Genomic DNA, 13,825 nt, shown 5'->3' with positions numbered 1-13,825 from the left:
TCCGACGAGTCGGAGGGTCAGACCTGCGCGCCGAGGACGTGCGCCATCACACGGTGGCCACGCGCCTCGCCGTGCCGGCTCTGCCGTTCCAGGGCCCGGGACAGCAACAGGTGCGCGTAGGCGTCCGAAGGGCTGCGGCGCACGAGGTCCCGGGCCTGTTCCTCGGCCTTGGACAGCATGGCCGCACCGAAGTAGCTGCGGGCCAGCAGCTCGCGCAGCGAACGGTCGTCCGGATGCCGCTCGACCAGCGGTTCGAGCGAGCGGACCGCGTCGGTGAAGCGCCGCTCGTCGAACGCGTCGCGAGCCATCTCGAAGCTCAGCAGGTCGATGTTCACGGTTCCTGCAACCCCGCCACCGGGCGGCTGATTCCGGCCGGTGGCGGGTCAGGCCCAGCCCAGCTCGTGCAGCCGGGCGTCGTCGATGCCGAAGTGGTGCGCGATCTCGTGCACCACGGTGACCTTGACCTCGGCGACGACCTCGTCGCGGTCCCGGGCGAGCGCCAGCGTCGGGCGCCGGAAGATCGTGATGCGGTCGGGCAGCGCGCCGGCGGCCCACCAGGACCCGCGCTCGGTCAGCGGGGTGCCCTCGTACAGACCGAGCAACCCGTCGCCGAACTCGGCCGGCGGGTCGTCCTCGACCAGGACGACGACGTTGTCCATGGCCCGCGCCAGCTGTTCGGGGATCTCGTCCAGCGCGTCGGCGACGGCTTCCTCGAACTCCTCGCGCGACAGGTGGACCACCCGGCTAGCGGACCACGACCACCCGTCGGCTGTCGAGTTCGCGGACCGGGGAACGCCCCCAGCGCAACCGCTCGACGACGACCGCGTCCACCCCGACGACGGCCGTCGACACCAGCGCCGACTCGGCGTGGAGGTGCACGAGCGCGAGGTCGCGGGCGAACTCGGCGCTCGTGGCGCGGACGGTCTGCACGTGGTGGATCCCCGACTCGGCCGTCCCCCCGGTGCGGACCGCGCCGCAACGACGGTGGGCGATGACGGTCACCCGGTAGCGGAGCGTCGTCTCGTTCACGAGTCGATGGTGCGTGCCACCACGCCAGGTGTCGAACATGCCGTCTCAGCTCCGTCTCAGGTCGTCCCCGTCCCCCGTCGTGACACGGCGCGCGACCCGGTGCGGTTCAGCAGCAGCGGCCACCGGGCACGGCCGCCCGGGCGTCGGCGCGCCGCCGCTCGAAGGCGGCCCGGCTGACCGGCGGGTGACCGTGCGCCGCGCAGCGCCGCAGGTAGGCCTCCCAGCGGTCCTGACCGTCGATCTGCCGGCACCACCAGCGCAGCGTCCGCACCAGCCGGTTCACCGGTCGGCCCCGGTGCCCGCCTCCAGCTCGCGGCGCAACGCGGCCAGCCGTTCCCGCTCCTGCGCCGGGACGACGAGCCCGGACGGTTCTACCAGCGCCGAGGCGACGGCGGGTTCCTCCGTCGTGGGCAGCCCGCCGGCGCGCACCGCCCGGGCGATGACGACGGCCGCGTTGACCGCGACCACGACGACGAGCAGCGCGAACAGCGCCTGCAGGATCCCGTTGACGGTGGAGTTCGTGACGACCTGCTGCATCTGCCCGGCGTCCTTGGCCGGTGCCAGCACCTCCCCGGCGGCGAGGGCGTCGGCGTAGCGGGCGCGCTGGGCGAAGTACCCGATCTTCGGGTCGTCGGAGAACACCTTCTGGTAGCTCGCCGTCATCGTCACCACCAGGTCCCAGACGAGCGGGACACCGGTGACCCACACGTACCGGACCCTGCCGTGCTTGACGAGCAGGGTGGTGACCAGGGTCAGGGCGATCGCCGCCAGCAGCTGGTTGGCGATGCCGAACAGCGGGAACAGCTGGTTGATGCCGCCGAGGGGGTCGGTCACCCCGGTGTACAGGAAGTACCCCCACGCGCCCACGACGACGGCGCTGGCGATGACGTTCCCCGGCCGCCACGACAGGTCGCCGAACCTCTTCCAGACGTTGCCGAGGGTGTCCTGCAGCATGAACCGCCCGACGCGGGTTCCGGCGTCGACGGCGGTGAGGATGAACAACGCCTCGAACATGATGGCGAAGTGGTACCAGAACGCTTGCAGCCCACCGCCGAACGCCTCGTGGAACACCTGCGAGATCCCCAGCGCCAGCGCGGGGGCGCCGCCGGTGCGGGAGACGACGCTCTCCTCCCCGACGGCCTGGGCGGCCGCGGCCAGGGTCTCCGGCGTCGTGGTGAAACCCAGCCCCGTGACGAACCGGGCGGCCGAGTCCACGGCGCCACCGGTCACCCCGGCCGGGGAGTTCACGGCGTAGTAGATGCCCTGGTCGATGACCGAGGCGGCGATGAGCGCGCTGATGGCGACGAAGCTCTCCATGAGCATGCCGCCGTAGCCGATGACCCGGACCTGACGTTCCTTGGCGATCATCTTCGGCGTGGTGCCCGAGGAGATGAGCGCGTGGAAACCCGACAGCGCACCGCAGGCGATGGTGATGAACACGAACGGGAACAGCGACCCGGCGAACACCGGTCCGTCGCCCTCCCGCGCGAACGACGTCACCGCGTCGTTGGCCAGGACCGGCCGGGCGACGACGAGGCTGACCGCGAGCAGGAGGATGACGCCGATCTTCATGAACGTCGACAGGTAGTCGCGCGGGGTCAGCAGCAGCCACACCGGCAGCACCGAGGCGACGAAGCCGTAGAGGACGAGCGCGACGACGAGGGTCTCCGGCGTCAGCGTCAGCGCGTCCCCGAGCCCCCAGTCCTCGACGTACCCGCCCCCGACGATCGCGGCCAGCAGCAGGACCACGCCGATCGCGGTGGCCTCCAGCACCTTCCCCGGCCTCAGGAACCGCAGGTAGATCCCCATGAACAGCGCGATGGGGATCGTCAGGGCGATGGAGAACACGCCCCACGGGGACTCGGCCAGGGCGTTGACCACGATGAGCGCCAGCACGGCCAGGATGATGATCATGATGGCGAAGACCGCGATGAGCGCCGCGACGCCGCCCACGACCCCGATCTCCTCGCGCACCATCTGCCCCAGGCTCTTGCCGCCGCGGCGCATCGAGAAGAACAGGACCGTCAGGTCCTGCACGGCACCGGCGAAGATCACGCCGACGACGATCCAGATGGTCCCCGGCAGGTAGCCCATCTGGGCGGCCAGCACCGGGCCGACGAGCGGGCCCGCGCCGGCGATGGCGGCGAAGTGGTGGCCGAACAGCACGCGCCGGTCGGTCACCTCGAAGTCGACGCCGTTCTCGTACCGCTCCGCGGGCGTCGCGCGGCGGTCGTCGGCGCGCAGCACCCGGTAGGTGACGAAGCGCGAGTAGAACCGGTACCCGATGGCGTAGGACGCCAGGGCGGCGAACAGGACCCACAGGGCGTTGACCGACTCCCCGCGCGCCAGGGCCAGCACGGTCCAGCAGACGGCTCCCACGACGGCGACGGCGGTCCACACCACCACCGACCGGACCGACGGCCTGCCCCGCCGTGTTCGTCGGCCGGTCTCGGGAGCAGTTGACGACGTTCGGCTCACGTTCCGCCTCCTCGCGGTCGAGCTGTGCGACTGCTGTGCAGCCTCGCACACGACGGCTCCGGCCGGTCACCGTGACGAGGCGCACGGGCGGGGTGCGCATCCGTGGCAGGATTCGCGCGTGCGATTGGCTCAGCAGCTCGACGGCAAGCGGTTCCTCCTGACCGGGGTGACGGGCTTCATCGGCGAGGCGCTGATGCAGCGTCTGCTCGTCGACCTGCCCGGGACCTCCGTGGTGGCCCTCGTCCGTCCCAAGCCCGGCCAGTCCGGTGAGGACCGGCTGCGCTCGGTGCTGCGCAAGCCGATCTTCCGGGCCGCCGGCGAGGCCGACGACCTGCTGAAGACGCGCGTCGAGGCCCTCGAGGGTGACCTGTCGAGCGTGCCCGAGCTGCCGTCCGACCTCGACGTGGTCGTGCACTGCGCGGGCGACGTGTCCTTCGACCCGCTCATCCAGGACGCCTTCACGACGAACGTCGTGGGCACCCGGTCGCTGGTCGAGCGGGTCCTGGACGCCAACGAGCGCGGCCACGGGGCGATCCACTACGTCCACGTCTCCACCGCCTACGTCGGCGGCCGCCGCCGGGGCGCGGTCCCCGAGCGGGCCGTGGAGCACCAGGTGGACTGGCGCACCGAGACCGAGGCGGGCCTGCGGCTGGCCGCGCGCATCGAGGAGGACTCGCGGCTGGAACCCCGCCTGAAGGAGTTCCTGCGCGCCGCCGAGCGCGACCACGGCCGCGCCGGGCCGCTGAGCGTGGCCGCCGGCGCCGAGGAGCGCCGCGTGAAGTGGGTCGCCGCCCAGCAGAAGGCCGCCGGCCTGGAGCGGGCGCGCACGCTGGGCTGGACCGACTGCTACACCTTCACCAAGTCGATGGGCGAGCGCCTCGTCGAGGAGCTGGCCGCTCCCGTCGTCCCCACGACGATCCTGCGCCCGAGCATCGTCGAGTCGGCCGTGAAGCACCCCCACCCGGGGTGGATCGAGGGCTTCAAGATGGCCGAGCCGATCATCCTGGCCTACGGCCGCGGCGAGCTCACCGAGTTCCCGGCCGCGCCGGACTCCGTCATCGACGTCGTGCCGATCGACCACGTCGTCAACGCCATCCTCACCGCGTCCGCGACGCCGCCGCCGCTGTCGCAGCCGGCGTACTACCACGTGAGCTCCGGCAGCCGGAACCCGCTGACCTTCCGGGACGTGTACGAGTTCATCCGCGAGTACTTCACGGAGAACCCCTTCGACTCCTCCCCCGCCGTCATGCCGACGTGGGACTTCCCCGGCGGCCGGGCCGTGGAGCGCAAGGTGCGGGCCGGGGAGGTGCTGACCAACGCCGGCGACCGGCTGCTGGCGCTGGCCCCGCGCTCGAAGCGGGTGCGCGAGGTGTCCCGCAAGCTGGACGGTTCCCGCCGCCAGATCGAGTTCGCCCGCCGCTACATGGACCTGTACAAGGCCTACACCGAGGCCGAGCTGCGGTTCGTCGACGACAAGACCCTCGCCCTGCACCGCTCCCTGGACCCGCAGGACGTCGAGCTGTTCGGCTTCGACACCTCGACGGTGGACTGGCGGCACTACTGGCTGGACAGCCACTGCCCCAGCGTCACCACCCAGATGCGCAAGTACGAGGAGATCCGCCGGCGGCGCAAGCAGGCCGAGGCGACCGGACCCCGTGAGCTGCAGCCCGTCGCCGACGGGGCGGCCCCCGTCCTGGCCGTCTTCGACCTGGCCGGGACGTTGCTGCCGGGCACCGTCGTCGACTCCTACCTGACGCTGCGGCTGTCGGCGCTGGACGCCCCGGCCCGCATCGCCGAGTTCGGGCGGGTCATGCGGCACCTGCCGGGCTGGATCGCGGCCGAGCGCCGTGACCGCGGCAGCTTCCTGCGCTCGCTGTTCCGCGGGTACGCCGGGGTGGACCTGGACGCGCTGGAGACCTACGTCGACGACGTCTTCGCGCCCGGCTTCCTGCAGCAGGTCTCCTCCGACGCCCTGCGGCGCATCCAGGCCCACCGCGACGCCGGTCACCGCACGATCCTCATGACCGGCGACGTCCGGCAGGTCACCCGCCCGCTGGCCGGGCTGTTCGACGAGGTCGTGTGCACCGAGCTGGACGAGGAGCGCGTCGACGGGCAGCGCCAGGCCAACGGCTTCCTGACCTCCCCGCCGCTGGTCGGCGAGGCCCGCGCGGCGTGGCTGCGCCGGTACGCCGAGGTCGAGGGGGCCGACCTGTCGGCCAGCTACGCCTACGCCGACTCCCACGTGGACCTGCCGCTGCTGAAGACCGTGGGCAACCCGACCGCCGTCTCGCCCGACGTCCCGCTGTTCCGGGTCGCCCGGGCCTCGCGCTGGCCGGTGGCGGACTGGGCGGCCTCCTCGCCCACCCGCCGCCTGCGCGTCCCGCAGCAGGTGCTGGCGGGCACCGACTGAGGCGCGGCGTCGCGGTGCGGACGGCTCCGGTCGGGCGCGGGCGTGGCAGGATGCGTGGTGTGAACTCCACACCGTCGAGCAGTCGCTGCGGACCGCCGGTGTCGAGGACCGAAGGATGGCGAGGCTGATGGGCATCCCCCGAGCGAGCCGGATCGTGCGCGCACTTCCGTTGCTGCGCAAGCGTTCGGGTGTCGGCGCACCGGAACCCGAGGAGGGCAGCCGGTCGGTCCACCGCAACGACTGGGTGCGGTCGGCACCGGCGACCCTCGTGCGGTCGGGGCTGCAGCGGGCGCTCATGGCGCCCGTGCTGCGCTCGAAGCTGTCCATCCACGTGCAGGGCGCCGAGGTGCTCGACCGGCTCGGGACGGCGGCCATCCTGGTCGCCAACCACTCCTCGCACCTGGACGCACCGGTGATCCTGGAGGCCCTCGGGCCGCGCCGGCGCCGTCGGGTCGCGATCGCCGCGGCCGCGGACTACTTCTTCGACGTGTGGTGGCGGGCGGCTCCCTCGGGCCTGGTCATCGGGACCTACCCCCTGGAACGTCGTGGCGGCCGGGGTCCGAACTCCTCGGCGAAGCTGCTGCAGGACGGCTGGAGCCTGGTGATCTTCGCCGAGGGCGGCCGCAGCTACACCGGCGAGATGCGCCCGTTCAAGAAGGGTGCGGCCTACCTCGCCCTCGAGGCCGGAGTGCCGGTCGTGCCCATCGCGCTGCGCGGCACCTTCGACGCCATGCCCCCGAAGCAGAACTGGCCCTCGAAGGGCCGCCAGCCGATCTCGGTGACCTTCGGTGAGCCCCTGTACGGGCGCGCGGGTGAACGCGCGGGGGACTTCACGCCGCGCATCGAGGAAGCCGTCGCGAAGCTGCTCGCCAACAGCTGACCACCGGCTCACCCTGTGAACTGCATCACACGGTCGGGCGTGCGCCCAGCCTGAGCACGGGGTTTCGGGTCACGATCCGGTCGCGAGACGGTGTACGGGAGGCCCCCGGCTTGTTACGGTCGGTCCGTCCCTGAGCCCGTTCGGGGACACGGCCGCGGAACGCCGAGTCCTGCCCACCGCGCGCCGGAAGCAGAACACGTGGGTAGGAGCGGGGGACCCAAGGTTCCTCGGACGACCACGGTCGTCCTCGGGGTGAAGCCGCGTCCGCGCGGCCGGGTCAACCTTCGATCCGAACCCGACAGCTGACCTCGCAGGCGTTGGAGGTCGACCCATGTCTGCGATCCGTCGCGCCACCGCGCGCCCCCGTGCCCTCTCGAACCGGTCCACGTTCCTCCGCCGCGGCCTGCTCGCGTCCGCCGCGGCCGGCGCCGCCGGCGCCGCGATCCTGGGCCCCGTCTCCAGCGCCTCCGCCGCTCCCGTGGAGCAGTGGGACCGCCTCGCCCAGTGCGAGGCCAGCGGCAACTGGCACATCAACACCGGCAACGGCTACTACGGCGGGCTGCAGTTCAGCTCGAGCACCTGGACGGGCTTCAACGGCGGGCAGTACGCCCCCCGCGCCGACCTGGCCACCCGCGAGCAGCAGATCGTCGTCGCCGAGCGCGTGCTCGCGCGGCAGGGCTGGGGCGCCTGGCCCTCCTGCTCGCGCAAGCTCGGCCTGAACGGCGCCGCCGACCCGGTCGGCCAGGAGCAGGCCCTGCTCAACCCGGCCCCGGCCCCGGCGCCCGCCCCGGCTCCGGTTGCCGTGGTCGAGTCGGCCCCGGCGCCCGCGGTGCGCACCCACACCGTCGCCCCCGGCGACACCCTGTACCGCATCGCCGTCAACAACGGCGTCGCGGGCGGCTACGCCGCGGTGTGGAACGCCAACCGCGCCCTCATCGGCGACAACCCGGCCGCCATCCACGTCGGCCAGGTGCTCGTCCTCCCCTGACGGAGGCCTGCTGACCAGAACGCTGCACCAGCTCCCCGATCCGGGCCGTTCCGAGGCCGTCAGGGTGAGCTGGTGCAGCGTTCTGGTCACGACGCCGAGCCGACGACGCGCCCTGTCCCGGGGACGAGGCGCACCGGCCCGCGACAGGTCCCGCCTCGTGGGACCTCCGTGACGCACGGCGTGGTCGGCGGTGCCGACCACTGAGGTCGCCCACAGGCCTGCCTACGGCCGCTGGCCGAAGACGTGGCGGCGGACCCAGGCGTGCTGGGCGATCGCGGCCGCGGCGCCGACGTTGATCGAGCGGGTCGAGCCGAACTGGGCGATGGCGAGCACGTCGACGCAGTGGGCGACGGCCGCCTCGGTCAGACCGGGCCCCTCCTGGCCGAAGAGCATCACGCACTCGCGCGGCAGGTCGTAGGTCTCCAGCGGCACCGACCCCTCGACGTTGTCGATGCCGACGATCGGCAGGTCCCGGTCCGCGGCCCAGGCCGCCAGCGCCGCCACGTCGGTGTGGTGGTGGACGGACAGGTACCGGTCGGTGACCATGGCGCCGCGCCGGTTCCAGCGCTTGAAGCCCACGACGTGGGCGCCGGCGGCGTTCACGGCGTTCGCGGTGCGCACGACCGAGCCGATGTTCGCGTCGTGCTGCCAGTTCTCCACCGCGACGTGCAGCGGGTTCCGGCGGGTGTCCAGGTCGGCCACGATCGCGGCGTTCGACCAGTAGCGGTACTCGTCGACGACGTTGCGGCGGTCGCCGTCGCGCAGCAGTTCCGGGTCGTACCGCGGGTCGTCGGGCCAGGCCCCCTCCCAGGGACCCACCCCGACGACCCGTCGTTCCAGCTCAGTCACCCGGACATCGTCCCAGGTGTCAGGCGGCCTTCTTCCACGCCGACCGGAACCCCAGCGACCGGCCCGTCTGCAGCAGGCTGTTCTCGTACAGCCGCCGCGCGACCGCGACGAACAGCAGGGCCGTCACGGCGATGACCGCCAGCGACAGCAACGGTTCCCACAGCGCGACGTCGCCCTGGACGACCCGCTTGGGCATGACCATGGGCGAGGACAACGGCACGTAGCTCAGGACGGTCTGCAACGTCCCGGGCTCGTTGACGACGAAGGAGGCGAAGAACGGCAGCATCACGAACATCTGCACGGGGGTGGCGGTGGACTGCAGGTCCTCCAGCCGGCTGGCCATGGCCCCGGCCGCCGCCCACAGGCACGACAGCATCGCGAACCCGAGGACGAAGAACACCAGGAACCACACGGCGGCGCTCGGAATGCCCGGGATGGACTCCAGCAGATCCGGTTGCGCGACGGCGAGGGCCGCCAGGCCCGCCGCGACGAGCAGCAGGATCTGCGCGAACGCGAGGATCCCGTTGCCGAGGATCTTGCCGATCAGCAGCTGCCGCACCGGAACCGTCGTCACGAGCAGCTCGATGACGCGGGTCTGCTTCTCCTGCACCACGCTCTGGGCGATCGAGTACCCGAAGATGACGACGATCTGGAAGAACAGGACCGCGAACGCGAGCCCGAGCAGGTAGACCATGAACGGGTCGACGGCATCGGGGTCCAGCAGCACGGTCGCCGGCGGCGGCAGCGACAGGACCCGTTCGACGTCGGCGCGGTCGACGCCCACGGCCTCGAACCCGGCGACGGTCTGGGCGGCGCCGACGCGGGCCGACAGGATCGCGGACAGGGTGTCCGGAACGGTGCGGTCCCCCACGATCGTCGTCCCCGTCTCACCGACCAGGACCGCCGCGTCGACGTCCTCGGAGCGGACGGCCGCCTCGGCGGCGGCCTGGTCGGCCACCTCCCGCAGGGCGACCCGTTCGTCGGGGTCCTCCCCCGGCAACGCCGTCTCGACGAGTGCGCGCGAGTCGCTCGTCACCGCGACGTCGTAGTCGTCGGTCCCACCGGACAGCACCCCCGGCAGCACGGCCGCGGCCGCCACGATGACGAACAGCAGGACGGTGGAGAAGATGAACCCCTTGTCCCGCAACCGTTCGGTCATCTCGCGCTGGGCGACGATCCACCACTGGCCCTTCACCGGGACACCTCCTGGAACAGTTCGGACAACGTGGGCAGCACGGGCCCGAAGGCCCGGACGGGCCCGCGGCGCAGTGCTTCGGCGAGGATCTTCTGGTCCAGGTCGCCCGCTCCGTCGGGCAGTTCCAGGACGACACCGCCGGCGCGGCGGTCGACCAGCCGCACGCCGGCGATGTCGCGCACCCAGTCCAGGTCGGCGTCGGCGACGAGTTCGTACCGCGAGCCTCCGCGGGCGCGGCGCAGCTTGTCCGGCTCGCCGGAGGCGACGACCCGCCCGCCGTGCAGGATGACCAGTTCGTCGCAGAGCCGGTCGACGAGGTCGAGCTGGTGGCTGGAGAACAGCACGCCCACGCCCGCGGCCGTCTTCTCCCGCAGCAGCTCCGCCATGGCGTCGACGGCCAGCGGGTCGAGCCCGGAGAACGGTTCGTCGAGGACGAGGAGTTCGGGGTCGTGGACGAGGGAGGCCGCGACCTGCACGCGCTGCTGGTTCCCCAGGGACAGCGATTCCAGCTTGTCGCCGGAGCGGTCGCCCAGGCCCAGCCGGTCCAGGAGGTCCTGCCCGCGCTCGGTGGCGACCCCGCGGTCGACGCCGTGCAGGCGGGCCAGGAACACGAGCTGCTCCAGGATCCGGCCCTTGGGGTACAGGCCGCGTTCCTCGGGCATGTAGCCGAACCGCCGGCGCAGGGCCAGGTCGGGCACCTGCCCGCGGAACGTCACCGTTCCGGAGTCGGCGGCGAGGACGCCCAGGGCGATCCGCATCGTGGTGGTCTTCCCGGCACCGTTCGCGCCGACGAAGCCGACCATGCGTCCGTCGGGGACGCTGAGGCTGACGTCGTCGAGCGCGAGACGGTCCCCGAACCTGCGGGTGATCGAGTCGAGGACTAGCACCCGGCGAACCTATGCGCGCGCTGGGAGGGAGCGCGTCCGCCGAAGGTCGCTCAGCCGAACGTCGAAGAGGTCGGGTGGACCCGCACGGCCGTCGCCTTGACGGCCAGGTGGACGGTGGCGCCGGGGGTCAGGTCCAGCTCGGCGGCCGCGCCGACGGTGATGTCCGCCAGGACGTCGGTGGCGGGCAGCGCGTCCGGGCGGGCGCGCACCCGCAGGACGTCGCCGTGCGGGGTGACGTCGACGACGGTGGCGGCCCAGCGGTTGCGCGGGCTGCCCCCGGGGTCGCGCGCGTGCACGGCCACCGCGGAGGGGCTGAACAGGGCCACGCCGCGTTCCCCCGGGGCACCGTCGACGACCCCGGCGACCGTGGTCCCGTCGGCGGTCCGCAGACCGTCGGCGGTGATCTGCCCAGGCAGCAGCACCAGCCCGGCCAGCTGCGCCCCGAACGCGCTGCGCGGAGCCGACAGCACCTGGCGCACCGGCCCGCGTTCGGCGATCCGGCCGGACTCCAGGACGACGACCTCGTCGGCCAGGGCGAGGGCGTCGAGCGGGTCGTGGGTGACCAGGACGGCCGACCGGCCGCGCAGCACGCGGCGCAGGACCTGCCGGACCTCCGGGGCGGCGGTCACGTCGAGCGCGGCCATCGGCTCGTCGAGCAGCAGCAGCCGCGGCTCGGCGGCCAGCGCCCGGGCGATCGCGACGCGCTGAGCCTGGCCGCCGGACAGTTCGTGGGGGCGGCGGCGCGCGAACTGCGTCATGCCCACCTCGGCCAGCAACCGTTCCGCCCGGGCCCGGGCCCGGGCCTTCGACAGCCCGGAGCTGCGGGGGCCGAAGGCGACGTTGGCCTCCACGGTCAGGTGCGGGAACAGCAGCGCCTGCTGGGCCAGCAGCCCCACTCCGCGCCGGTGGGCCGGGACGAAGGTCGCCCTCCCGTCGGCGCCGTCGCCGGCCAGGACCCGCCCGTCCAGGACGATCCGGCCGGCCGAGGGGCGCAGCAGTCCCGCCAGGAGGCTCAGCAGCGTGGACTTCCCGGCGCCGTTGGGGCCCAGCACGGCCAGGACCTCCCCGTCGGGGACCACCAGGTCCAGGGCCAGCCCCCGCTCGGCGAACCTCACCGCCACCTCGAGGCTCACGACAGGGCTCCGCGACGGCCCCGCACCGCCACCACGACGACGACCGCGACGACGACGAGCAGCAGCGACATCGCCGCGGCGGCGTCGGGATCGGTCTCGCGCTGCAGGTAGATCTCCAGCGGCAGCGTGCGGGTGACGCCCTGCAGGCTGCCCGCGAAGGTCAGCGTCGCGCCGAACTCCCCCAGTGCCCTCGCGAACGCCAGCACGGCCCCCGACAGCAGGCCGGGCGCCACCAGCGGCAGCGTCACCCGGAACAGCACCCGGCCCGGCGGGGCGCCGAGGGTGGCCGCGATCGACTCGTACCGCCGGCCCGCGCTGCGCAGCGAACCCTCCAGGCTCAGCACCAGGAACGGCAGCGACACGAACGTCTGCGCGATGACGACCGCGACGGTGGTGAACGCGATCGTGACGCCGAAACCCTCCAGCGCCGGGCCGAGCAACCCGCGGCGGCCCAGTGCGTACAACAGCGCCAGACCACCGACGACGGGCGGCAGGACGAGGGGCAGCAGCACGATCGAGCGCAGCACCCGCAGGCCGGGGAAACTGCTGCGCGCGAGCACCAGCGCCATCGGGACGCCGAGCAGGAGGCAGCACACGGTGCTGGCCGTGGCCGTCCGCAGGCTGAGCGCGAGCGCGGCGCGGGCGGACTCGGAGGTGACCAGCGCGAGGAAGTCGGACCAGTCGACGCGGGAGAGCACACCGAGCAGCGGGGCCAGGAACAGGAGCAACCCGCACGCCGCCGGGACGAACACCCAGCGGGGCAGCGCACTGCCCGCCACCCCACCGCCGCGACGCGTCACGGCCGCCCGAACCCCGCGGCCTGCAGCACCTCCTGACCGCCGGCCCCCACGACGAACTCCACGAAGGCGTCCGCCAGGTCGGGGTCGGCGGCACCGGTCAGGGCCGCGATCGGGTAGGTATTCACCGCGGCGGCGGACTCGGGGAACTCCACGCCGGTGACCCGGTCGCCGGCCGAGATGACGTCGGTGACGTAGACCAGACCGGCGTCGGCCTCCCCGGAGGTGACCTTGCCGAGCACGTCGGTCACCGAGGACTCCTCGCTGACCGGGTCGAGGGGGACGCCGCTGCTCTGCTCGACCCTGTCGGTCGCCGCGCCGCAGGGTACCTGCGCGGCGCAGACGACGACCCTGACGCCGGGTTCGGCCAGGTCGGCGAAGGTGGCGATGCCGGCGGGGTTGCCGGCGGGGGTGGCGATCTGCAGGACGTTGGTCGCGAAGTCGACCGGGTCGGCGGCGGTCAGGGCCTGGCCGGTGACCTCGGTCATGGTGTTCTCGTCGGCCGAGGCGAAGACGTCACCGGGGGCGCCTTCGGTGATCTGGGTGGCCAGGTCGGAGGAGCCGGCGAAGGAGAACGCGACCCTCACCCCGGGGTTGGCCGCCTCGAACTGCTCGCCGATCTCGGTGAACGTGCCCGTGAGCGAGGCCGCGGCGAACACCGTCAGGGTCCGCTCCTCCGGTGCGGCCGGGTCGGCGTCGGAGGAACCGCAGGCCGCCAGCAGGACTCCCGCGGCGAGCAGGGCGGTGAGCGGACGGCACCTCACGAGCGTCCTGCGGGGGTCTCGACGATGACCGTGGTCGCCTTGACCACGGCGGTGGCGCGGCTGCCGGGTTCGAGGCCGAGCTCCTCGGCCGCCTCCCGGCTCATGAGCGAGACGACGCGGTGGGGGCCGCACTGCATCTCGACCTGGGCCATCACGCCGTCGGCGACCACACGGGTCACCAGCCCGGCGAAGCGGTTGCGCGCCGAACGCGCCACGGACGTGGTGTCGGCGCCGGCCGCCCCGGCGTGCTCGACGGCGAAGGCGGCGAGCCGGGCGCCGTCGACCACCGTCCGGCCGGTGGAGTCCTTGCCGCTGGGCAGCGCTCCGCTGTCCGTCCAGCGACGGGCGGTGTCGTCGGAGACGCCCAGCAGGTCGGCGACGTCACGGATGCGGTACTGCGGCACGCACGCACTTT

Annotated in this window: 15 protein-coding genes and 1 riboswitch; of the genes, 3 read left to right on the top strand and 12 right to left on the bottom strand. The window is 73.1% G+C overall.

All coding sequences use genetic code 11. The annotated features are described in order from the left end of the window. Window positions 1-17 precede the first annotated feature (17 nt). The 5 genes from ACRYR2_RS13245 to ACRYR2_RS13225 all read right to left on the bottom strand — a co-directional run bounded on the left by ACRYR2_RS13245 (window position 18) and on the right by ACRYR2_RS13225 (window position 3,507). Entirely contained in the window at window positions 18-335 is a 318-nt protein-coding gene (locus ACRYR2_RS13245; RefSeq protein WP_432563337.1) for a tetratricopeptide repeat protein, read from the bottom strand. Window positions 336-383: 48 nt separating this feature from the next. Continuing rightward, window positions 384-740, bottom strand: coding sequence for a metallopeptidase family protein (locus tag ACRYR2_RS13240; RefSeq protein ID WP_432563336.1), 357 nt, complete (start codon window positions 738-740; stop codon window positions 384-386). A 4-nt stretch (window positions 741-744) separates the two neighbouring features. Continuing rightward, a complete protein-coding gene (locus tag ACRYR2_RS13235; RefSeq protein ID WP_432563335.1) occupies window positions 745-1,029 on the bottom strand; it encodes a hypothetical protein in 285 nt (94 codons plus the stop codon). A gap of 106 nt (window positions 1,030-1,135) precedes the next feature. Further along, window positions 1,136-1,312, bottom strand: a complete 177-nt coding sequence (locus ACRYR2_RS13230; RefSeq protein ID WP_432563334.1) for a CstA-like transporter-associated (seleno)protein — start codon at window positions 1,310-1,312, stop codon at window positions 1,136-1,138. Continuing rightward, window positions 1,309-3,507 (bottom strand): carbon starvation CstA family protein, encoded by a 2,199-nt coding sequence (locus ACRYR2_RS13225; RefSeq protein WP_432563333.1) that lies wholly within the window; start codon window positions 3,505-3,507, stop codon window positions 1,309-1,311. Before ACRYR2_RS13225 ends, ACRYR2_RS13230 begins: the two co-directional genes overlap by 4 nt. A 118-nt stretch (window positions 3,508-3,625) precedes the next feature. On the opposite strand from ACRYR2_RS13225, the gene ACRYR2_RS13220 reads away from it, so the two are divergent. The 3 genes from ACRYR2_RS13220 (at window position 3,626) to ACRYR2_RS13210 (ending at window position 7,785) form a co-directional block, all read left to right on the top strand. Then, window positions 3,626-5,917 carry an SDR family oxidoreductase gene (locus ACRYR2_RS13220; protein WP_432563332.1) on the top strand — a complete coding sequence of 764 codons (2,292 nt, stop codon included), beginning with the start codon at window positions 3,626-3,628 and terminating at the stop codon, window positions 5,915-5,917. Window positions 5,918-6,032: 115 nt separating this feature from the next. Further along, window positions 6,033-6,797 carry a lysophospholipid acyltransferase family protein gene (locus ACRYR2_RS13215; RefSeq protein WP_432563331.1) on the top strand — a complete coding sequence of 255 codons (765 nt, stop codon included), beginning with the start codon at window positions 6,033-6,035 and terminating at the stop codon, window positions 6,795-6,797. A 171-nt stretch (window positions 6,798-6,968) separates the two neighbouring features. Next, window positions 6,969-7,129: riboswitch (cyclic di-AMP (ydaO/yuaA leader) on the top strand. After that, window positions 7,129-7,785: a transglycosylase family protein gene (locus ACRYR2_RS13210; RefSeq protein ID WP_432563330.1), complete on the top strand. Its 657-nt coding sequence runs from the start codon at window positions 7,129-7,131 to the stop codon at window positions 7,783-7,785. (Overlaps the previous riboswitch by 1 nt.) 222 nt (window positions 7,786-8,007) lie before the next feature. On the opposite strand, the gene ACRYR2_RS13205 is transcribed toward ACRYR2_RS13210, so the two are convergent. From ACRYR2_RS13205 to ACRYR2_RS13175, 7 genes are read right to left on the bottom strand one after another with little or no spacing between them, the layout of a single operon-like run. Then, window positions 8,008-8,634: a TrmH family RNA methyltransferase gene (locus ACRYR2_RS13205; RefSeq protein WP_432563329.1), complete on the bottom strand. Its 627-nt coding sequence runs from the start codon at window positions 8,632-8,634 to the stop codon at window positions 8,008-8,010. Window positions 8,635-8,653: 19 nt separating this feature from the next. After that, window positions 8,654-9,829, bottom strand: coding sequence for an ABC transporter permease (locus tag ACRYR2_RS13200; protein ID WP_432563328.1), 1,176 nt, complete (start codon window positions 9,827-9,829; stop codon window positions 8,654-8,656). Next, window positions 9,826-10,716: an ABC transporter ATP-binding protein gene (locus tag ACRYR2_RS13195; RefSeq protein ID WP_432563327.1), complete on the bottom strand. Its 891-nt coding sequence runs from the start codon at window positions 10,714-10,716 to the stop codon at window positions 9,826-9,828. Before ACRYR2_RS13195 ends, ACRYR2_RS13200 begins: the two co-directional genes overlap by 4 nt. Window positions 10,717-10,766: 50 nt before the next feature. Then, window positions 10,767-11,849 (bottom strand): sulfate/molybdate ABC transporter ATP-binding protein, encoded by a 1,083-nt coding sequence (locus ACRYR2_RS13190; RefSeq protein WP_432563326.1) that lies wholly within the window; start codon window positions 11,847-11,849, stop codon window positions 10,767-10,769. Beyond that, window positions 11,846-12,649: an ABC transporter permease gene (locus ACRYR2_RS13185; protein ID WP_432563325.1), complete on the bottom strand. Its 804-nt coding sequence runs from the start codon at window positions 12,647-12,649 to the stop codon at window positions 11,846-11,848. Before ACRYR2_RS13185 ends, ACRYR2_RS13190 begins: the two co-directional genes overlap by 4 nt. After that, window positions 12,646-13,410 carry a molybdate ABC transporter substrate-binding protein gene (gene modA / locus ACRYR2_RS13180; RefSeq protein WP_432563324.1) on the bottom strand — a complete coding sequence of 255 codons (765 nt, stop codon included), beginning with the start codon at window positions 13,408-13,410 and terminating at the stop codon, window positions 12,646-12,648. The genes ACRYR2_RS13185 and modA overlap by 4 nt, the downstream gene beginning before the upstream one ends. After that, window positions 13,407-13,814 (bottom strand): TOBE domain-containing protein, encoded by a 408-nt coding sequence (locus tag ACRYR2_RS13175; protein ID WP_432563323.1) that lies wholly within the window; start codon window positions 13,812-13,814, stop codon window positions 13,407-13,409. Before ACRYR2_RS13175 ends, modA begins: the two co-directional genes overlap by 4 nt. Window positions 13,815-13,825 lie beyond the last annotated feature (11 nt).

This window comes from Kineococcus deserti, assembly GCF_050871945.1.
Classification (GTDB): Bacteria; Actinomycetota; Actinomycetes; order Actinomycetales; family Kineococcaceae; genus Kineococcus.
This window is presented reverse-complemented; position numbering and strand designations above follow the sequence as displayed.